This window comes from Dactylosporangium sp. NPDC051541 (assembly GCF_044454505.1).
Taxonomy (GTDB): domain Bacteria; phylum Actinomycetota; class Actinomycetes; order Mycobacteriales; family Micromonosporaceae; genus Dactylosporangium.
The window spans coordinates 1288979-1308614 of the sequence record NZ_JBITDU010000002.1; the positions used below are offsets into that span (position 1 = coordinate 1288979).

At 72.9% G+C, this 19636-nt stretch carries 17 protein-coding genes; 5 read left to right on the forward strand and 12 right to left on the reverse strand.

What is annotated here, in order from left to right; genetic code table 11:
* Nucleotide 1: 1 nt before the first annotated feature.
* From ACIA8L_RS13510 to ACIA8L_RS13520, 3 genes are all read right to left on the reverse strand, one after another.
* A complete protein-coding gene (locus ACIA8L_RS13510; RefSeq protein ID WP_395903916.1) occupies nt 2-427 on the reverse strand; it encodes a roadblock/LC7 domain-containing protein in 426 nt (141 codons plus the stop codon).
* Complete coding sequence (locus tag ACIA8L_RS13515) at nt 417-2774, reverse strand: nitrate- and nitrite sensing domain-containing protein (RefSeq protein ID WP_395903918.1); 2358 nt, start codon at nt 2772-2774, stop codon at nt 417-419. Before ACIA8L_RS13515 ends, ACIA8L_RS13510 begins: the two co-directional genes overlap by 11 nt.
* A gap of 571 nt (nt 2775-3345) precedes the next feature.
* Nucleotides 3346-4191 carry an HAD family acid phosphatase gene (locus ACIA8L_RS13520; protein WP_395903920.1) on the reverse strand — a complete coding sequence of 282 codons (846 nt, stop codon included), beginning with the start codon at nt 4189-4191 and terminating at the stop codon, nt 3346-3348.
* A gap of 134 nt (nt 4192-4325) precedes the next feature.
* On the opposite strand from ACIA8L_RS13520, the gene ACIA8L_RS13525 reads away from it, so the two are divergent.
* Nucleotides 4326-5267, forward strand: a complete 942-nt coding sequence (locus ACIA8L_RS13525) for a phosphoglycerate dehydrogenase (protein ID WP_395903922.1) — start codon at nt 4326-4328, stop codon at nt 5265-5267.
* A gap of 158 nt (nt 5268-5425) precedes the next feature.
* Nucleotides 5426-5872 (forward strand): NUDIX domain-containing protein, encoded by a 447-nt coding sequence (locus tag ACIA8L_RS13530; protein WP_395903924.1) that lies wholly within the window; start codon nt 5426-5428, stop codon nt 5870-5872.
* A gap of 22 nt (nt 5873-5894) precedes the next feature.
* Here the strand turns inward: ACIA8L_RS13530 and ACIA8L_RS13535 are convergent, their stop codons facing one another.
* From ACIA8L_RS13535 to ACIA8L_RS13545, 3 genes are all read right to left on the reverse strand, one after another.
* On the reverse strand, nt 5895-7931 hold the full coding sequence (locus ACIA8L_RS13535) for a hypothetical protein (protein ID WP_395903926.1): 2037 nt from the start codon (nt 7929-7931) through the stop codon (nt 5895-5897).
* 188 nt (nt 7932-8119) lie between these two features.
* Nucleotides 8120-8428 carry an NIPSNAP family protein gene (locus tag ACIA8L_RS13540; RefSeq protein ID WP_395903928.1) on the reverse strand — a complete coding sequence of 103 codons (309 nt, stop codon included), beginning with the start codon at nt 8426-8428 and terminating at the stop codon, nt 8120-8122.
* Nucleotides 8429-8465: 37 nt separating this feature from the next.
* The gene (locus ACIA8L_RS13545; protein ID WP_395903930.1) at nt 8466-9179 is read right to left on the reverse strand and encodes an esterase family protein; all 714 of its coding nucleotides are present in this window, start codon (nt 9177-9179) and stop codon (nt 8466-8468) included.
* A 71-nt stretch (nt 9180-9250) separates the two neighbouring features.
* On the opposite strand from ACIA8L_RS13545, the gene ACIA8L_RS13550 reads away from it, so the two are divergent.
* Complete coding sequence (locus tag ACIA8L_RS13550) at nt 9251-9709, forward strand: NUDIX domain-containing protein (protein ID WP_395903932.1); 459 nt, start codon at nt 9251-9253, stop codon at nt 9707-9709.
* Nucleotides 9710-9955: 246 nt separating this feature from the next.
* Here ACIA8L_RS13550 and ACIA8L_RS13555 read toward each other — a convergent pair whose 3' ends face one another.
* Nucleotides 9956-12094: an Hsp70 family protein gene (locus tag ACIA8L_RS13555; RefSeq protein ID WP_395903934.1), complete on the reverse strand. Its 2139-nt coding sequence runs from the start codon at nt 12092-12094 to the stop codon at nt 9956-9958.
* A gap of 93 nt (nt 12095-12187) precedes the next feature.
* A complete protein-coding gene (locus ACIA8L_RS13560) occupies nt 12188-12364 on the reverse strand; it encodes a hypothetical protein (protein WP_395903936.1) in 177 nt (58 codons plus the stop codon).
* A gap of 81 nt (nt 12365-12445) precedes the next feature.
* On the opposite strand from ACIA8L_RS13560, the gene ACIA8L_RS13565 reads away from it, so the two are divergent.
* Nucleotides 12446-13408, forward strand: coding sequence for a GlxA family transcriptional regulator (locus ACIA8L_RS13565; RefSeq protein WP_395903938.1), 963 nt, complete (start codon nt 12446-12448; stop codon nt 13406-13408).
* Between the two features lie 51 nt (nt 13409-13459).
* Here ACIA8L_RS13565 and ACIA8L_RS13570 read toward each other — a convergent pair whose 3' ends face one another.
* From ACIA8L_RS13570 to ACIA8L_RS13580, 3 genes are all read right to left on the reverse strand, one after another.
* Nucleotides 13460-14692, reverse strand: coding sequence for a YncE family protein (locus ACIA8L_RS13570; RefSeq protein ID WP_395903939.1), 1233 nt, complete (start codon nt 14690-14692; stop codon nt 13460-13462).
* An 82-nt stretch (nt 14693-14774) separates the two neighbouring features.
* Nucleotides 14775-15539, reverse strand: a complete 765-nt coding sequence (locus ACIA8L_RS13575; RefSeq protein WP_395903941.1) for a polysaccharide deacetylase family protein — start codon at nt 15537-15539, stop codon at nt 14775-14777.
* 56 nt (nt 15540-15595) lie between these two features.
* Nucleotides 15596-16843, reverse strand: coding sequence for a vanadium-dependent haloperoxidase (locus tag ACIA8L_RS13580; RefSeq protein ID WP_395903943.1), 1248 nt, complete (start codon nt 16841-16843; stop codon nt 15596-15598).
* 568 nt (nt 16844-17411) lie between these two features.
* Between ACIA8L_RS13580 and ACIA8L_RS13585 the strand changes: the two genes are divergently transcribed.
* Nucleotides 17412-17639 (forward strand): hypothetical protein, encoded by a 228-nt coding sequence (locus ACIA8L_RS13585; RefSeq protein WP_395903944.1) that lies wholly within the window; start codon nt 17412-17414, stop codon nt 17637-17639.
* A 43-nt stretch (nt 17640-17682) separates the two neighbouring features.
* Here the strand turns inward: ACIA8L_RS13585 and ACIA8L_RS13590 are convergent, their stop codons facing one another.
* A complete protein-coding gene (locus tag ACIA8L_RS13590; protein WP_395903946.1) occupies nt 17683-19596 on the reverse strand; it encodes a hypothetical protein in 1914 nt (637 codons plus the stop codon).
* Nucleotides 19597-19636 lie beyond the last annotated feature (40 nt).

Consider the following 19636-nt stretch of genomic DNA (forward strand, 5'->3'; position numbering starts at 1 on the left):
CTCACTGGGGTAGGGACCGGCGGGACTCGGAGATCAGGGCGGGCGTCAGCAGGTCGCCGAACCGGTCCGCCAGCACCGCGATCTCGTAGCCGATCAGGCCCAGGTCGCAGCCGCTCTCGGCGAGCGCGCCGAGACACGAGCCACCGTTGATGGCCGACACGAGCAGGAAGCCCCGCCGCATCTCGATCATGATGAGTTTCAAGCCGTCGAAGTCGTACTTCTTCGACGCGCTCCGGCCGAGACTGGACATGCTCGACACGATGGCCGCCAACTGGTCGGCACCGACCCGGTCCAGACCCTCCGACGTCGCGATCAGCAGGCCGTCCGAGGACACGGCGACCGCGTCGCGGACACCGTCGGTGTCGCGGACGAAGTTGGCCAGCATCCAGTTGAACTGGTTGGCCTCGGTCTGCGCGTCAACGCTCATCATCGGTCTCCTCCGTTGCCCGCTCGGCCCGGCCGCGGGCCACACCCGCCTGCAGTGACGTCAGGCGGCTGCGCACCTGATCCGGTGACTCGTCCATGGCCTCGGGCCGCTCGACCGGGGCCGGCTCCTTGACCGCGACCGGCGCCGCGTTCGCGGCCTTCTTCCGGGCCGGGCGCTTGACCAGCCCGTTGCGGGTGCGCTCCAGCAGGTCGAGCGCGCTCACCGGGGCCTCGTCGGTGTGCTCGTCGGCCTCGGGTACCGCGACGTACTCCACCACCACCGGCGCCCGCGACGAACCGCTCGGCGACAAGCCGGTCGGCGACGGGCCGGTCGGCCCGGCGGCGACCTGCGCGGCGGCCCGCTCGATGGCCAGGGGCGCGATCGGCACGAACCGCGGGGCGCCGGCGGCCGGCTGCGGGGCCCGGGCCACCGTGACCCCTTCGATCGCGCTCGGCGCGACAAGCATCGACGGCGGCAGGATGACGCGGGCCGTGGTGCCGACGACCGGCGACTGGGTCAGCTGCACGTCGACCGACATCTGCTGGGCCAGCTTGCCGACCACCCAGTGCCCGAGGTAGCGGGTCGGGGCGAGGACGAAGCTCTCCTCGCCCCGCAGCCGGCCGTTGGCGCGGGCCAGGTCGTCGGGTTTCATGCCGACGCCCTGGTCGCTGATCGCGATCAGGTACCGGTCGCCGAGGTAGCGGCCCTGGATCTCCACGTCGACGTCGGGCGAGGAGAACGCGAGCGCGTTCTCGACCAGCTCCGCGATCATGTGCGCGAGGCCGCTGACGTGGGCCCCGGCGACGTGCGCGTCGTCGATGCGGCGCAGCGACACCCGCCGGTAGTCCTCCACTTCGGACACCGCCGCGCGGATGACGTCGGCGGTGGTCAGCGGCTCCGACCAGGGTCGCGGGCTCTCCTCGCCGGCGAGGACCAGGAGGCTTTCGGCGTTGCGGCGCATGCGGGTGGCGAGATGGTCCAGTTCGAACAGGTTGGCCAGGTCCGACGGGTCGCTCTCCTCGCGCTCCAGCTTGGTGATGAACCCGATCTGGCGGCGCAGCAGGTTCTGGTTGCGCCGGCCCAGGTTGGCCAGGGACTCCGTGGTGGTGCGGCGCATGATGGCCTGCTCAGTGGCGAGAGCATAAGCCGTCGCTTGTACTCGATCGAGCGCCTCGGCCACGAGCTGGATTTCGGGGCCGGCGCGGCGTGGCACCCGTACCGGCGGCGGAGGTTCGAGCTTTTCGTCTTCGGCCGCGGCCTGGACACGCGCGACGGCGTCGGGCAGGCGCCGGGTGGCGAGCGCGTCGGCCTCGTCGACCAGCAGGCCCAGCGGCCGGGTGATCGACCGGGCGGCGACGATCATCAGCAGGATCGCGCCGACGATGGCGGCACCGACGATGCCCAGCAGGATGCCGAGGCGGCGGAACGCGGCGTCCTCCAGCTCCTGCGCCCGGTTCTGGATGTCACGGCCGATGAGCCGCTCCAGCTCCAGGATGCCGGCGGTCAGCCCGGAGGCCGCCGCCCACCACCGCTGCGGGTCGAGGTTCAGCTGGCGGCCGTCGGCGCCCTGGGCGGCGGCCGCGTCCATCTGCGCCATCTGCTTGGACGCGTCGGTGGCCAGCACCTTGTCGGACTGCGCCTTCTGCTCGGCGTTCATGAACACGGCCGTGGTCACGCCCGCCCTCAGGGTGGCCCGCTGGACGGCGTACTGCTCGTACTCCCCGGGCTTGAAGGATCCGTTGGTGATGATGCCGAGGAGATAGGCCTTCTCCAGGGACAGCGCCTCGGTGGTCTGACTGGTGTGGCTCCACGCCGAGTAGCCGCGGCGCAGCACGCTGTCCGCCGACCGGTCCAGCCCGAAGTCCACCGTCAGCAGCCCGGTGATGCGAGCGGTGTAGAACTCGACGGCGGCCGCCCGGGTGATCGTGGCCGCGTCGACCTGGGCGCGGATGCCGTCCAGACCGGACAGTGCGGCCAGCGCCGTGCGCAGCGGCCCGGCCCCGGTGACGTCCCGGTCCGCCAGGCGCGCGACGTCGGCGCGCTGCGTGTCCACCTGTTTGCGGGCGGGCGGCAGCTCGGTCTTGAAGGAGGGGTTGCCGACGAGCACCGCGCTGCTCAGTCCGCGCTCGTCCTGCAGGCTCTGGACGAGGGCCCGGGTCGGCACGGCAACGGCGACCGCCTCGCGGGTGTCCCGGGCGGTGCGAAACTCGCCGATGTCGTCGAACACGACGACGCCCAGCAGCACCAGCACCGCGAGCAGCGGCAACGCGAGGATGCGGGTCAGCCGGCCGTTGATCGTGCCGCCGCCGCCCGGGCGCGCGGAAATAGCGTGTCTGTGTCTGGCCATGGACCGCCCCGTACCTCCACGCCGATGCCGGCCTCGATGCCGGCAACCTCAAGACAATGCGATGCTTCCCGGGGTCGGAGATGCCATTGCGGTCAGCCGACATTGCATTGTTATCCGCGGCGGGAAACCGATCATCAAGCTAGACCGCACCTGGCCATCCGTCAATGCCGTGATCAAACTGTGGCTGGCCGGGCCCATTGGTGCGAGACACCGGGCGGCCGTTCGGCCAATCCCGGATTGCCGAATGGCCACGCCCGGCCGCCGTCCGGGCGCGCTCAGAAAACGTTTTCCAACGGCCCATGGAAAGCGACGCGGATTTGTTTGATGCTCCTGCAAAATGCGTCGGCATTATTGAATTGTCACCGTGCGTATCCTGCACGGGGGCGGCCGAAATTCGTCTAGCTGCGCATTCGTCGAATCGCCCGGAGCTGCTTGATCACTGCGGGTGGCAGGCGCCGGCCGCCCGGCCATGGTGCGCGGGTGGGTGGCAGGCGCCGGCCGCCCGGCCATGGTGCGCGGGTGGGTGGCAGCCGCCGGCCGCCCGGCCATCGCGGGCGGCCGGCGGTCCCGGTCAGGGCAGGAAGTAGTTGGGGTTGGGCAGCTTGAACGTGCGGTCGGCGTGGCCGCCCTGCAGGTCGCTGTACTGGTCGCCGAAGTTGCCGACGATGTCGTAGCCGAGCGACTCGATGTGCGCGCGCGTGGCCGACTTGTAATGCACGGTGGTGCAGGACCCGTTCGGGTCGGCGGCGCAGGCGGCCTTCAGGTAGTCCGGGTAGTCGGCGACGGCGGGCTTGGTGAACAGCCCGTCCTCGCCGTCACTGAGCGTGGCCGGCTTGGGGAACCCGGCGTCGACACCGATCCCGTCGGCGGTCAGGTTGCCGAGCGTCGCCGCCTCCTGCGCGGCTCCCCGTCCGGTCAGGAAGATGATGGTGTACCCCTCCCGCTCGGCCGTCCGCGCCAGCTCCACCATCCCGGGCACGGCCGGGAACCGCTGCTCGGTCACGAACTGCGCGTTGGTGGCCGGGTTGAACGCCCAGTTGCTGAACACCTCGTAGTTCCACGTCAGCAGCGCGGTGTCATCGACGTCGAACACGACGGCCTTGGTCCCGCGGACATGGTGCCGCGCCTCGAGCCACCGCCGCCCGTCGCCCGCCACACCCCGGGCCTCCTTGGCGTAGTTGCTGTCCGCCGCCGACACCCCGGTGCCGAGCGGATCACCGTAGTAGTTGCGAATCTGCTGCCGCAGCACGTCGATGTTGGTGATGTCCCGCTCGGACCGCGGCGTGAACGTCTTGATCGCCGGCTCCGCGGTGACGGCGGCATACGTGATCCCACCGCCCGCTAACGCGGCCACCAGCGCGGCCGCGACCGTGGTGAGCACCCATCGCCGCGACCGCGGCCTGCTCTCGTCGGACATGACACGGCTCCTTCTCTCGCCGGCCGATACATACAGACCGCAACGTAGCCCCGCCGCAGGGTGTCCGCACGGTGAACCGTCGATGAACACGACACGGCGGCGGCCGGGACTGACCCGGGCGATATACATGTGGCATGAAACTGCTGCTGCCGGACAGTGTCGACCTGGACCTCGAGGTGCCGCCGGGGGTCGAGGCGATTCGGTACTCCATCACCGCGCCCATCCCCGAGGAGCACACCGACGCCGAAGTGCTCGTCGTCTGGGGCAACCCCGGGGATCAGCTGCGCGACGCCGCGCGGCGGCTGCACCGGCTGCGGTGGATTCAGACCCTCGCGGCCGGGCCGGACGCCGTCGTCGCGGCCGGGTTCGCGGTCGACGTCGTCATCACCTCCGGCCGCAGCCTGCACGACCTGACGGTGAGCGAGCACGCCCTGGGCCTGATCCTCGCCGCCGCCCGGCGGCTGAACCTGCTGGTGAGGGCCCAGGTCGGGCACCGCTGGGCCGGTGAGCTCGGCGGACTGCAGCCCGTCGCGCCCACCGGGACGTTCCGGACGCTGCGCGGGGCCAAGGTCACGATCTGGGGCTTCGGGGGTATCGCCACGACCCTGGCCCCACACCTGGCCGCGCTCGGCGCGCAGGTCACGGGTATCGCCCGCCACGCCGGCGAGCGCGCCGGGTTCACGGTGCTGAGCACGGCCGAGCTGCCCAAGGTGCTGCCCGAGACCGACGTCCTGGTCATGATCCTGCCGGCCACGGACGAGACCAAACACGCTCTCGGCGCCGAGCAGCTCGCCCTCCTGCCCGCCCACGCGTGGGTCATCAACGTGGGCCGGGGCGCCACCGTCGACGAACCGGCCCTCCTCGACGCCGTGCGGGCGGGGCGGGTGGCGGGGGCGGCGCTCGACGTGTTCGAGACCGAGCCGCTGCCGGCCGGCTCCGGGCTGTGGGACGAGCCGAATGTCATCATCACACCGCACGCGGCGGGCGGGCGGCCCATCGGTGCGGCCGCCCTCATCGTCGAGAATCTCGCCGCCCTGCTGGACGGGGCGGAGCTGCGCAACGTGGTCGAGCGCTGATCACGTGCCGCAGGCGGCATCGCCGGTTTTGGCCCCGGTCCGCGGTGGTCCGGACCGTTCCTCCCGGGAGACTCGGGCCGGGGCCCAGCTTCGCCGGCCCTGGCCCTGCGACTCCGCGTCTGGTAACGGCGGCGCTCGCGCGCCGATAGGGTCGACCGATGCCGTACGACCCTTTCCGCGCCGCCGTAGCCGTCCACGGCATCCTGCACGACAACAATGCCGTCCTACTCCTGCGCCGCGCCGGCACCAGCCACCGCAACGGCCGGCTCGCCCTGCCCGCCGGTCACCTCGACGGCGGCGAGGACGCCATCACCGGCCTGTGCCGCGAACTGCGCGAAGAGCTCGGCATCGAAGTCGTCCCGGACGCCTGCCGCCTCGCCCTCGTCCTGCATGCCGCCCCGGAGCACGCCGCCGACTTCGAGTACCTGCACCTGTTCTTCCACGTGTCCCACTGGATCGGCGAGCCGAGCATCGCCGAACCCGACAAGTGCACCGAACTGCGCTGGGCCGACGCCGGCGCCCTGCCCCCGGACGTCGTCGACTACGTGACCCAGGCCCTGAGCGCCATCAGCCGCGGCGACACCCTGGCACTGCACGGCTGGTAGCCACGAACGGCCCGGACGGCCGTCAGTCCTCAGGGCCGGTCCGCGGCTGGAGCTCCGCCGTGGCTCTCGGCTTCGTTGTTGTCGCCGGGAGTGGGGTGTCCAGGGCGGCGCGGGTGTCGGCGAGGCGGGTGGCCAGCGCGGGGTGGGACCGGTGGAGGTCGTCCAGGTCGGTCCGGGTTTCCAGCAGGCGCGACCACAGGACGCTTCTTCCCTGCTCCGACAGTTCGACCGCGCGGTCGCGACGATCGGTGGCCAGGGCGCTGGCGGTGGCGTCGGCGGCCAGGCCGCTCCACTCCCCGAGCAGCCGTTCGTGGCTGGGGCGGCTCACACCCCGCCACACCAGCAGCGGCAGCAGGCCGACCGCGGCGGCGTAGCCGTTGGTCGCGTCCGGCCATTGCCGTTGGCCGGCGGACAGCGTGCCCCAGGCCTGGGCCGCGGCGACCCGGATCGTCGTGGGTGCGCTCGCCACGGTTGTCGCCTCGTGCCAGGCGGCCCTGGCCGATGCGGCGGCGGCCGGGTCGCCGGTAAACGCGAACCGGCGTCGGTGGGCGACGGCGAGGTTGTTCAGGCGCTTCGCCCGGGCCGGGTGGTCGGCGGGGGTGGCGTCCACGGCGGCCGCTCCGGCCGCGACGGCGTCCTCGAGGGCCTCCGGCGCGTGGGTCCGCTCGAACCGGGTCAGCAGCGTGTTGCCCAGGTTGGACAGGTAGATCGGGCGGTCGGGGTCGTCGGCGGGGGCGGCCGCGACGGTGGCGTGGCGCAGGTCCAGCGCGTCGTCGAGGTCGGCCGGGTCGCCCGTCTGCTCGTATCGGGCCATGAGCGCGTTCGCGAGGCTGGTGAGCGGGGCGGTGCGGTCCGCTCGACCGTCGGCGGTGGCGTCCAGCGCGGCCCGGCCGAGTCGGACCGCCTCGTCGATGTCGGGCCGGTCGCCGGTCAGCTCGAACCGGTGGTGCAGCATGATGGCCAGCTCCACCAGCCGGTCCGGGCGGTCGGTGCGGCGCACGGCGACGGCGTCGAGCACGGACCGGCCGATCTCGATGGCCTCGTCCAGGTCGGCGCGTTCGCCGAGCCGGCTGAAGCGGATCTCCAGCGCGGCGCCGAGGCTGGAGAGGTACACCGCCCGGTCAGTGTCGTTGACCGCGGTGGCCGCGGCCGCCGTCCGGGCCGCCGCGACCGCCGCCTCGAGGTCGGTGAGGTCGCCGGTCCGCTCGAACCGGGTCCGCAGGGCCGCGCTGAAACTGGACTGGTAGCTCGCGGTGGCGGGGTGCTCGGCCGGGGTCGCCTCGATCGCCGCGCGGAGCGCCTCGGCCGCCTCGTCCAGGTCGGTCGCGTCACCGGTGCGGCCAAAGCGGCGTACCAGCGCGAACCCCAGATTCGACGCGACGTCGGCGCGGCCGGGGTGGCCCGGCGGCGCCGCCGTCAGCGCGGCTCCGGCCACCGCGACGGCGTGGTCCAGGTCGGCCGGGTCGGCGGTCCGGTCGAACCGGGCCCGCAGCGCCATGGCCAGGTTGGACAGGCGGCCGGCGACCTGTGCGGGGCGGCTGCCGGGCACGGCCGCGGCGCTCAGGTCGATGGCCCGGTCCAGGTCGGCGGCGTTGCCCGCGTGTGCGAACCGGACCCGGAGCGCGACGCTGAGGTTGGTCAGGTACTTGGGCCGGTCACGGTCCATGGGCGAGGCGGCGGCCAGGGCCTCCTCGCCCGCCGCCACGGCCGCGTCCAGGTCGGCCGGTTCGCCGCGCTCGCTGAACCGGGCCCGCAGGGCGAGGGCCAGGTTCGTCAGGCACAGCGGCCGGCCGAAGTGCCCGGGCGGGGTGCCGTCCACCGCGGCGCGGCCGGCGGCGATCGCGCGCTCGAGGTCGGCCGGGTCGCCGTGCCGGTCGTACCGCAGGCGCAGCACGGCACACAGGTGCATCTGGTAGACGGCCCGGTCGTGCCCGGCCGCCGCCCGCTCGAGCAGTGCGACGGCCCGGTCGAGCGCCGCGGGGTCGCCGGTGCGGGTGGCGCGCATCAGGCTGGGTGTCGCTCGCACACCGTCGACGAACGAGCGGAGCCGGTTCAGCACGGCAACCATTGTCGCCCGCCGAACCCTTCTGGGACCAACGAGACACGGCTACCCGGCCCGGATGACGATCGATCACCGGGACGGCCACTACCGGCATGACGTCGAGCCGTGGACGGCGGGCCGGCTACGGACTCCGCGCCGTTCGGCGGTGCTCCGTATCGGCCCGGCGGTTCGCGGGGACCGGCCGGTCAGCTCGGCAGGAGGGGGCGCATGAAGGTGCGGTCGTAGCGCAGGACGCAGCCGGACTCGTCGCGGATCCGGTCGGCGGCGAGGAACTCGGGGTCCGTGGCGAAGCGGGCGCGGTACCGCTCGTAGGCGGCCAGGCTCTCGAAGCTGAACAGCGCCTCGGCCCGGTCGCTGGCGCCCTCGGCGGGCAGGAAGTAGCCGTGGTGGACGCCGCCGTGCTTGACCACGAGCCGCATCCACTCGCGGGCGAACCGCTCGAACGCGTCGATCTGGGCCGGGTCGATGGTGTAGTGCACGACGCAGGTGATCACGGTGCCAGCATACGGACCCGACGGTCCGGGGCCGGTCTCAGCAGAAGCGGGGCAGGTGCTTGGCGATCTGTGCCTGCCACGATTGCCAGTCGTGCGGCCACTGTGGACCCCACACGTCGAGCTCGCAGGGGATCGTCTTGTCGTGCAGCAGCCCCGCCATCCGCCGGGTCTGCACGAGCGCGCCGGTCGTGTCCTCCCACTGGCCCTGCCCGCACACCAGTACCAGCGACAGCCGCGAGCGCAGCCAGTCGAGGTGCGCGCCGTGCAGCCCGGGAACGTAGTCGGCGGGGTTGTTGAAGTATGTGGCGTCGCCGCGCTCGCCCCACGCCGACCAGGTGCCGACGTCGTAGTTGCCGGACAGGCAGATCGCCTGCGGGAACAGGTGGGCGTGGCGCAGGGCCAGGTTCAGGGCGTGGTAGGCCCCGAGCGAGGACCCGGTCACGATGATCTCGGGCCCGGTGTCGTCGTGCACGAACGGTACGACCTCGCCGACGACCCACGCCTCGAACTCCGCATGCCGCCGCGCCCGCTCCTCGACGGGCCGATGCAGCGCCGACCACGACTCGGCATCGCGGGCGTCGAGGCAGTACACCTTGATCCGTCCGCCCTCGATGAGCGGCGACAACGCCTGCACCATGCCCCGCTCGGCATACTCGTGGGCGCTCCCGCCTTCGGACGGGAAGACGAGCACCGGCCGCCCCCAGTGCCCGTACTGCACGACCCGTCCCGCCGACAGCTGCACCTCACGCATCCGCCGACCGTATCCGGCGGAGACCGGCGCGGGGTCGTGGCCCACCGGCGATGGGGCGGGACAGTGCGGTGGTGCGGATTCCCAGGGCGGTCGCGGTCGTGGTCGAAGCCGGCCGGGTGTTGGTGATCAAGCGTTTTCTGCGGCGGTCGTCGGCCGTCGGGTGTGTCATGTGCGAGGAGCGGGGCTGGGACGGTCCTGACTGCCAAGGGCATCATTATGCGGTACTGCCTGGAGGGCACGTCGAAGCCGGCGAGAGTGCGGAGGCGGCGGCGGTGCGGGAGCTCGCCGAGGAGACGGGTCTTCGGGGCCGCGTCGGCCGGCGGGTGTGGACCGGCGAGGAGCGCGGCCGCACCGGCCATTATTTCCTGATGGCCGACGTCACCGGCGTGCCGGTCCTGTCCGGCCCCGAGGCCGTGGCGAACGGCCCGGACAACAGCTTCGCGCTGCTGTGGGCCGCACCCGACTCGTTCGAAGCGCTGAACCTGCGCCCGGCGGCCGTTCACCCGGTGCTGGTAACCCTGCTCGAGTAGTCCACTGCACCTAATTCCGCTGCTCCTAAATCCGCTTCGCCGAATCCCGACGCGCCAGCGGCGGGGACGACAACGTCCGACGCGCCAGCGGGGACGTTCGGCGCGATAGCGCCGGCGTTACCAAACGCGAAGTCGCAGGGCCAGGGCCGGTGAAGCTGGGCCCCGGCCCGAGTCTCCCGGGAGGAACGGTCCGGACCACCGCGGACCGAGGCCAAGGAATTGCCCTCTCGCAGTTCGCGCGGTCGGTCAATGGCCGATCGTGATGGTGAAACGGCCGCCGCTGTGGCGGCCCAGGGCGGTCCGGACCGCCTTGGGCGGCAGGCCGACCGCGGCGAGGTCGGCGAACACGAATGCGGTGCCGTTGAGCACGGTCCGGCGGTGCGCGGCCGCCGGGCCGGTCAGGGTGGTGCGGTCGGTGGGCACGGCGATGAGCGATTGGTGGCGGCCGATGCTGACCCGCTGGACGGCGACGGTCTGGATCTCCGGCCAGCGTAGGGCGTCGATCTCGACGGCGGCCGACGGGTCGGTGGCGTTCGCTTCGCGCCAGCGGTCCAGCCAGTGCCGGCGCCGGCCGCGGAGGCGCAGCTGCCTGACCACGCCGAGCAAGGCGCCGAGCAGGCCGGCCGCGCACGGCAGCAGCAGGTACGGGCCGTCGCCGTCGCCGTTCATCCAGTACTTGACGTACGACGCCGACACCACGACGAGGATCAGTCCGCTCACCCACCAGGCGGCGGCCCGCCAGCGCAGCTCGACGATCGGGTCCTGGCTCAGCAGCCGCAGGCCCGTCTCGTCGATGAGCAGGCGGCCCCGCCGCAGCAGCGGCGCGACGGTGCGGATCGCCCAGCTCACCAGCAGGGCGCCCGGCAGCGAGATCAGCATGAGCGCGACCGTGGCTTCATCCGCCTCGTGCGTCTTCTTGGAGTAGTCGTAGTGGTCGAAGTGCACGATGTCGAACGCCACGGCCATGCCGAGGATGATCGCGGCCAGTCCGAGCAGCGCGAGCACGATCGCGCGGGCCACGGGCTTCGCCGGTCGGGTGCCGAACTCGTCCGGGCGGCCGGCGGGCGGCGGGGGCGGCGCGGGCGGTGACACCTCGGCCGGCACGCCCGGGTAGGTGCCGAACGGGCCCGTCGTCTGTGGCGGGAACGGGCCGGGCGGGAACGGGCCGGGCGGGGACATGACCGTCACGGGGGCCGACATCGGAGCGGCGGACACCGGGCCGGCCGGCGGTGAGCTGAGGCCGACCACCGGTGAGACCGGCGAGATCGGCGCGGCCGGCAGGGGGGCGGAGACCGGTGGGAGGAGCGCGACCGAGCGCAGTGCACCCTCGGCCACCACCAGCTCCGGCTGGTCGAGGACCGTCGGGGCGATGCCCGTCGCGGTGTGCAGCATCGTGGCGACCAGCGGCATCCGGCTGGCGCCACCGACCAGGAACACGGCCGCGAGGTGCTCCGGGGCGACCCTGGACTCGCGCATGCACTGCGTCGTGATCCGGATCGTGTCGGCCAGTCGTGGCCGGGCCCGCTCCTCGAACTGTTCGCGGGTGACGATGACGTCCTGGTCGGCCAGCGGCACGAGGAGGGCGGCCGAGGCCTGGGCGGACAGGGCCTCCTTGACCTCCGTCGCGTCCTGCCACAGGGTGCGGAAGCCGCGGGTCTCGGCGACGGTGCCCGGGTTGCGCAGCCGCTGCCAGTCGTCGGGAGCGGAGCGCCGCATGACGTCGCCGACGATCGACAGGACGATCTCGTCCAGGTCCAGGCCGCCGAAGTCGTCCAGACCGCGGTAGGCGAGCGGTTCGAAGGCGTGTTCGCCGCGGCGGACCACGGACACGTCGAACGTGCCCGCGCCCAGGTCGTAGACGACGACGCAGCCGCCCGGCGCGAGCTCGCGGCCCAGGACGGTGGCGAAGTAGGTGGCGGCCGCCGTCGGCTCCGGCAGCAGGGTGATCGCGGGCAGGCCGGCCTCGCGGGCGGCGTCGACGAGGACCGACTGCCGGGCCGGGCCCCACTCCACCGGGCAGGTGATGACGACACCGGTCGGCGGCGTCGACAAGGTCCGGGTCGCCTCCTGCCAGACCCGGCCCAGGGTGGCCCCGATCAGCCGGACGACCGGCAGGGACCGCTCGCCCAGCAGCAGCTCCACATCGTCGACGCGGCGCTTCGGGTTGGGCTCGAACGACTGCGGGGCCACGCGGGCCTTGCGCAGCGCGGCGCGGCCGGTCAGCAGGCGGCCGTCGTCGTCGAGACACACGGCCGACGGCAGCAGCGGTGAGCTGTCGAAGAGCAGTGGCCGCACCCGGCCGTCGGGCCAGGCGAGCATCGCGACGGTGTTGGACGTGCCGTAGTCGATGGCCAGCCAGGGCTGAGCGGGGAGCGGGTACGCCACGAGCCAGAGCGTAGGTGAGCACGAACCCGGAATCCTCGCGGCGATCGGGCGGAAGATCACGACGTCCGGCCGGTGCCGCCCCGCCTGAACGGATCAGTGGATCAGGGGCGGCGCCGGGGTGCGGGCCCGGCCGGTACGGATGTGGGCGACATGGCCGCAGTAGCACTCGAGGTCCAGCAGGATCCCGGCGTCGGTGTTGTGCAGGCCCCGAATCCGCTCCACGGGAAGGATCATGCGGGCGCGGTGGGCCGGGCAGTCGATGACGAACATGCCTTCAGCGTGCGCCGCGGCCGCCGAAGTCAACAGTGGCAGACCTGCATAGGATCGCAGGTTTTCTGCCATCATGGTGGCGTGGGTACCCCGTTCAGCAGCGTCGCCGCCTATGTCGCCGACGGCACCGGCGCGCTCGGCATCGGCATCGTCAGCGAGGTCTTCGGCTACGACCGGCGCCACCGTGGCAGCCCCGGCTTCGACTTCGCCGTCTGCGCCGACCGTCCCGGTCAGCTGCGCACGGACAGCGGCCTCAAGGTGGTGATCGAGCACGGCCTCGACCACCTCGCCCGGGCCGACCTGGTGCTGGTGACGTCCTGGGACGCGTTCGACCGGGAGCCGGCCCCGGAGGCCCTGGCGGCGATCCGGGCCGCATACGAGCGGGGCGCGACCGTCGCCGGCTACTGCACCGGCACCTACGTCCTGGCCGCCGCCGGGCTCCTCGACGGGCGCCGGGCCACCACCCACTGGCGCTGGGCCGAGGCGATGGCGGCCCGGTTCCCGGCCGTCACCGTCCTGCCCGAGGTCCTCTACGTCGACGAGGGCCGGGTCGTCACCGGCGCCGGCGGCGCGGCCGGCGTCGACATGTGTCTCTACCTGCTGCGCCGCGAGTTCGGCGCGGCCGTCGCCAACGAGATCGCCCGGGACATGGTCGTCCCGCCGCACCGCGACGGCGGCCAGGCCCAGTACGTCGCCGCCCCGGTCCCCGTCGACTGCGACGACGAGCGGCTCGCCGGCGTCCTGGCCTGGGCCCGCGACAACCTCGACCGCCCGCTCACCGTGGAGACCCTCGCGTCCCGGGCCCTGATGAGCCAGCGCTCCTTCGCCCGCCGCTTCACCGCCGCCACCGGCTCGACCCCGCACGCCTGGGTCCTCAGCCAGCGCCTGCACCGGGCCGAGGAGCTCCTGGAGACCGCCGGCCTGTCGATCGAGGAGGTGGCCCGGCGCGTCGGCTTCGGCACCGCCGCCACCCTGCGCGAGCAGTTCGTCCGCCGCCGCGGCGTCCCGCCCCGCGACTACCGCAAGGCCTTCGCGGCGCACTGATCGCCGGTGTCGCGGGCCCGCCGTGCGCGCACGACGGGCCCGGTCCCGCACTCAGCGCAGGATGCCGGTGTGGCCCAGGGAGTAGCGGCCCGGCTGCGGCCAGATGCACAGGCCGTGCGGCTGGGTGCCGACCTTGATCCGGGCCAGGAGGTGGCCGTCCGCGGTCGACAGCGCGTAGACCTCGCCGTCGTAGCGGCCCGACAGCCACAGCACCGTGCCGTCGGCCGAGACGCCGCCCATGTCGGGGCTGGCCCGGCCCGGGATCTTCCACTTGGCGCTCAGCGCGCCCGTGGCGAAGTCCAGCAGCGAGACGGACCCCTCGCCGCGGTTGGCGATGTACAGGTACTTCGAGTCGCGGCTGACGTAGAGCCCGTGCGCGCCGGCGCCGGTGGCGAGGAACGAGCGGACCTTGAACTGGTCGCCGTCGAGGATCCAGACGCCGGAGGTCTGCATGTCGGCGACGTACCAGGTGCCGCCGTCCGGTGAGATCTTGATGTCCTGCGGCATCGCGTGGTCCTTGGGCAGGTGCAGCTGGCCGATGACCTCTTGCCGTACCACGTCGACCTTGATCAGGTCTCCCGAGAACTCGCAGGTCGCGATGAAGTAGCGGCCGTCCGGGGAGAAGTCGGCGTGGTTGACCCCGGAGCAGTTGACGGTCAGCTCCTTCACGATCGCCATCGTGTGCGGATCCCGGAACACGATCTTGTGCCGGGCCTCGGACATGACCATCGCATACTTGCCGTCGGGCGTGAAGTACAGGTTGTACGGGTCGTCGACCGGAATCGCCTTGCCGAACGTGCCGGTCGCCGGGTCGATCGGGACGAGCTTGTTGCCGGTGTTGTCGTTCACCCACAGCGTGCGCAGGTCCCACGCGGGCACCACGTGCTGCGGGCCGCCGCCGACCGGCACCGTCTTGATGACCTTGAACGTGGCCGGGTCGATGACCGACACGCTGTCGCTGCCGAGGTTCGGCACGTAGACCCGCACCTGATCGTTGCGGACCTGCTCGGCCAGCGCGCCCGGCCGGTCCGCGGCGTAGACGTCGTGCGCGTCGAGCAGCGGCGGCATGCCGGGCAGCCCCGCGCCGGGATTGGTCGCGGCGCTCCCGCTCGGCGCCGGGCCGCCGCTCATGCCGGGCATGCCGGTCATGTTGGCCGGGGCGTTGTCGTCGCCCGGCCCGGCCGGGTGCTCGGGCTCCGGCTTGGCCGCGGAGCAGGCCGCGACGAAGGCCCCGATCAGCACGAGGACCGCGACGATGCGCCCGGTCACCAGCCGGGCGGTCACGACTGCACCCCCGCAGCCTTCGGCGCCGAAAAACCGGACGAGACAACGCGTGAACAGCCACTCCGCTTCGCCCTATGGCCGCTCACGCGAACAACTCCGAGGCCGTGACCGGCCGCAGGCCGCGCTCACGCAGGCCGGCGAGCAGCTTCGGTATCGCGGTGACGGTGCCGGCGTGGCCGAAGTGCAGGCTCACGATGGAGCCGTTGCGCACCCCCTGCAGCGTCGTGCGCACGACCGCGTCCGCGCCCGGGTCGGTGTAGTCCAGCGAGTCGACGTCGTACGACAGGCAGGTCGCGTAGCCGGCCCGGGCCGCCTGCGCCTGGATGCGCGCCGTGCTGTGCTGGGTCTGCGAGGGTCGGAACCAGGGCCCGATCCCGCCGGCCACCTCCTGCAGGGCGGTCGCACAACCAACGATTTCGGTGTACGTCTTGTCGTCGCTCATCGCCTTGATGTCGGCGTGGTTGAGGGTGTGGTTGCCCAGCTCGTGGCCGTCGGCGACGACCCGCTGGGCCAGCTTCGGCTGCTGGCGCACCCACACGCCGACGGCGAGGACGGTCACCTTGACCCGCTCGGCGGCGAGGGCGTCGAGCAGGCCGCCGACGACACCCGGCTCACCCTGCCCGTGGAACGTCAGCGCGACCGCCGGCCGGTCCCGCGGCCCGCTGGCGACCTCGGGCGGCAGTGTCTTCGTCGGCACCGACGGACTCGCCGCGGCGCTCGGGCCGGCCGGAGCACTCGAGCCGGCGGCCGGTGTCGTCGCCGGTGCGGCGGCCGGTCCCGGGGCCGGGCCGCCACAGCCGCCGAGGGTGGCGGCGCCGGCCGCCAGGAGCAGTGTCCGTCGGTCCATGCGCCAATCGTGCCCGGCCGATCCTGAGAATCAGCCGAACCACAATGTCCGTGTCCTTACAGTGTCCGGCCGCGCCAGCGCGCTAGTGCGGCCTGGGCGGCGCGGCGGCCGACCGCGGCCCCCACCTCGTCGGTGTGGCGGAAGTGGACGCCTTCCCAGACCCTGGCGTCGATGTTGTCCTGGGTCAGGTCGGACCAGCGGCGGTACGTCAGCGTCACGTCGGCCGCGGCCGGGCTGGTCAGGGTGAACGGGGCCCGCGGCGGCCCGGCGAGGGTGTCGAGCACGGCCTGGGCCGCGCCCGCGTAGGTGGTGTGGCCGGACGGGTACTCCGGGTGCGCGGGCGTGTTGATCAGCGTCGTCCAGGCCGGGTCCGGATACACGGCGCCGGTGCGGATCGCGGTGATCGGCCGCCAGGCCAGGTACCGGTACTTCGCCTTGTACGTGGTGATCTGCGCGTCGATCGTCGCCGCGTGGAACACCGCGATCAGCGCGATCCGCTGGGCCGGCGGCCGCCGGTCCGCGGCGTGCGAGCCCTGCGGGGCAACGGTTGTGCGCAGGGCACCGGTGAAGCCGTTGAGGGACGTCTGCGACCAGAACCGGGCCACCGCCGTCTGCTGCGCCGTTCGGACGGCGCTGTCGAGCGACCCGATCGCCCGCGACTCGGCCAGGTCGCGCAGGTAGATCGGGCTGGTGAGGCCCGGCTGCGGGCCCGGCTGCAGCGGGTCCACGCTGCGGACCAGGAACGGGCGGCCGTCGCCCTGCCCGGCCTGCACGGCCGCGGCGAACGCGGGCGGCGTCGGCTGCCACACCCCGGGCGCGGCCGGCGGCGGCGTGAACGGCCGGTTCACCGAGGCCGGGTCGAGGCCGTCCCCGGCCCGCTCCCCCAGCACCGCCCGGGCCGCGTCGACGCCGGCGGCGACCGCGCGCTCCGGGCGGCGGACGCTGAGCCGGGCCACAGTGGACGCCAGCGCGGCGTCGAGGGTCGCCACCGCCGCCGGGTTGGTGGTGATCAGGGTCTCGTGGACCGCGGCGGCCAGGGCGAGCTCGGCCTCGGCGCCCGGACGGACAGCGGCGACCGCGCGCCCGGCCGCGATCCAGGCGACGGCCCAGGTTCGGCTGTTGGTCACCTGCTGCGGCCCGGTGATGACGCCGATGGTGGCCGCGGTGACGTCGTACCACTCGAGCAGCGTGTCGGCCTTGGGCACGGACGCACCGGCCGGCGCCGGAATCAGGACGGCGGCCGCACCGGCACCGGCGGCGGTCGTGAGCACCGCACGGCGAGAAACGGGCATCGATGAGAGCACGCCGTGACCATAGTCGCCATTCCCGATCGTTTCAATAGGAAACACACGCGCGGAGGAAGGCGCGGACGGCCTGCTGGACGAGCTGCACATCGACCGCGTCGGCGCGTTCGCGGCCCCGGCGAGCGCCTCCGTCGCGTATACCTTGGCGGCCCGGCACCTGTGCTGCCGGACGAAACCGTCTCGGGTCCCGGCTGAGCCCGCACGCCGCCGCGGCCGCCGGAACACCGACAACTTGTCGGTGTTCTTTCCGGCGTTGGAACCGGACCGGCGGTGGTAGCGTCCAAGTGTCATGCCCCGACAACTTGTCGTTGTGCTGGTCGCGGCCTTTGCGGTGGTCGCGGCGGGCGGATGCGCGTCACCGAGCGTGACTCCGGCTCAGGGCGCCGGTGCGGCCCGGAGCGCGAGCCCGGCTCCGAGTCTCAGCCCGGCTCCGAGCGGCCGTCCGACTCCGGGCGGGAGTCCCGGCCCGGGCGTTGGCTCGCCCAAGCAGTCAAGTGGGATCGATGGGCAGACCGTCCTGGTCGCGTGTCCGGTCGATCGGGGGGATCCGCCCTGCCCGGCCGCGGCGGTGGCGGCTCGGTTCGAGGTGCTCGACGCGGGCACCCAGGACGTCGTGGCCACCGTCGACACGGACGCGCACGGGGAGTTCACCGTGGCGGTGCCGGCTGGGGAGTACATGCTGCGGGCGGTGCTCGTGGGCGGGGCGGCGGCGCGGCGGCCGGTCGGGCTGGCGGTTTCGGTGACTTCAGGGCAGTACACCCGAATCGTCTGGCGCTTGGACAGCGGGCTGCGTTGACCGGTGGCGCCGGGCCGCCCGAACGACGACCCGGCGCGCACACTCACGGTTTGATCAGGCTGATCCGCGTGCCCCAGTTCGCCAGGGCCGTGCGGGTGCCGCCGCAACTGCCGAACGGGGTGGCCTCGTACTGGGCCAGGGTGCAGGTCTGGCCGATGTACTCGCTGGCGATCCAGATATTGTTGCCGTCGACAGCGGTGGCGCCGTAGTCGCCCCACCGCGGCCGCGGCGGGTTGCCGGACAGGGCCTTGTAGCCGGTGAAGCCGTCCTGCGGACCCAGGCCGGCCCGGGCCAGGTAAATTGCGCCGGCGCCGGTGCGGCCGTCGAAGGCGGAGTAGGCCGCGGACGGGAAGTAGCCGTCGCCGACCAGCGTGAACGCCATGACGCCCTGGCCCCTGGCATTGACGCCGATCGCCGGGTAGGTGAGATTGTTGCCGGCCAGGCCGAGCTGGCCCTGTGCGGTCAGGTCGGCCCGCACATTGTTGCCGCGCAGGGCCGGGCGCACGATGTACCAGCCGACGCCGGCCTTCGTGGCGCCGCCGACGCTCACCGCCGTGTCCAGCGCGCCGTACAGCCGGCCGCCCGTATAGGTGACCTGCTGCATGCGGGTGTCGTTGCTGTCCAGGGCGGCCAGGGTCTCCGGCTTGAACGGGTCGGGCGCGCCGAGCAGGAACGTGGCGCACGGGTCGTCGTTGAGACACTCCAACAGCGGTGCCGGGCCCGGCTTCTGGTTCGCCGCGGGTGGCAGCGAGTATCGCTGGACGCCGACCCTGGTGTTGCTCAGGCTCAGGTTCGGCCGCGGGCTGTCCAGGGACCTGGTGCCGGTCAAGGCCCAGGTCACAATGCTGTCCGAGGTGTACTCGTCCGTGCCCGTCGCCTCCTCGGCGGCATTGGAGGACAGGAAGTACTCCGTGCCGCCGGCCGACCGCTCGTAGTCCGACGCGACCGGCGACTGTGCGGGCCAGACGGTGAAGCCGTTGCGGCCCCGGTCGGCGGCGGTGGTGTCGAGCTGGGTGACGAGCACGTCGGCGTCGCCGCGGGCCAGGGCGCGCTTCGAGAACGCGTAGACCTGGGCGCTGTTGTACTCGGTGCCGAAGAACGCGTACTCGTTCGTGGTGATGTAGAAGCCGTTGGCGTCGACGCCGATGTGCGGGTAGTCGCCGATGCACGGGCAGTTAGGGTGCACCGGGGTACCGCTGGTGCCGTCGTCGGTGACGTCGAGCCGGTAGATGTTCCAGGTCCCCGTCGGGTCGGCGGCCACCGCGATGTCGAGGTGGTTGGCCCCGGTCAGTTCGCCGTCCTCAGTGGACTCGAGGGTGAGCACGACCAGGAAGAACTGCCGAGTTGTCGGGTCGAACAAACACGTGGGGTCGGTCAGCTCGGGGCCGTAGACGCCGGTCGTGCGGTCGAGCACCGGCGGGTACCCGTAGAAGGTGTTGAGGTCGACGACCCCGGTCTGGCCGGTACCGTCGGCGTTGAACACCCGGAACGCGTCGTTGACGGCCTCCACGATGTGCCCGTTGCCGACACACAGCGCCTGGTCCGGCGGTTCGATCGTGAACTGGTTGCCGTTGTTGGCGGTGCGCTGGTCGCGCTGGTTGAGCCCGTCGAAACCGCGCAGCAGCTGCGGGCCGTTGCGGATCACCCCGCCGGAGGTGGCGGGCCCGGCCGGCCCGGCGGCGTGGCCGCCGGCCAGGCTGCGGTGCGCGCCGGGCGATCGCCGGTTCGCCGCGCGGGCCAGTTCGTTGGCCTCCGGGCCGGCGTCGCGGGGAAGCTCGGTGCTGATCGCGGCGGGCTCGCCGGAGCCGGTGCCGGTCACCTTGTAGGAGCCGGTCCCGACCTTCTGCACGTGCCTGGTGCTGGTGGCCGGGGCGGCCGATGCGCTGCCCGGCAGGGTGAGCGAGCCGAGGACGGTGGCTAACGCCGCCGCCGCGACCACGCCGCGTCGTCTGGACATGGGTCTCCGTTCGTCAGCGGAATGGCGGAATATCGTCGCC

Excerpts from the sequence above, each read along its gene's own strand:
- ACIA8L_RS13510 (WP_395903916.1), bottom strand. The coding sequence starts at position 427 with ATGAGCGTTGACGCGCAGACCGAGGCCAACCAGTTCAACTGGATGCTG.
- ACIA8L_RS13515 (WP_395903918.1), bottom strand. The coding sequence starts at position 2,774 with ATGGCCAGACACAGACACGCTATTTCCGCGCGCCCGGGCGGCGGCGGC.
- ACIA8L_RS13520 (WP_395903920.1), bottom strand. The coding sequence starts at position 4,191 with ATGTCCGACGAGAGCAGGCCGCGGTCGCGGCGATGGGTGCTCACCACG.
- ACIA8L_RS13525 (WP_395903922.1), top strand. The coding sequence starts at position 4,326 with ATGAAACTGCTGCTGCCGGACAGTGTCGACCTGGACCTCGAGGTGCCG.
- ACIA8L_RS13530 (WP_395903924.1), top strand. The coding sequence starts at position 5,426 with ATGCCGTACGACCCTTTCCGCGCCGCCGTAGCCGTCCACGGCATCCTG.
- ACIA8L_RS13545 (WP_395903930.1), bottom strand. The coding sequence starts at position 9,179 with ATGCGTGAGGTGCAGCTGTCGGCGGGACGGGTCGTGCAGTACGGGCAC.
- ACIA8L_RS13560 (WP_395903936.1), bottom strand. The coding sequence starts at position 12,364 with ATGTTCGTCATCGACTGCCCGGCCCACCGCGCCCGCATGATCCTTCCC.
- ACIA8L_RS13575 (WP_395903941.1), bottom strand. The coding sequence starts at position 15,539 with ATGGACCGACGGACACTGCTCCTGGCGGCCGGCGCCGCCACCCTCGGC.
- ACIA8L_RS13590 (WP_395903946.1), bottom strand. The coding sequence starts at position 19,596 with ATGTCCAGACGACGCGGCGTGGTCGCGGCGGCGGCGTTAGCCACCGTC.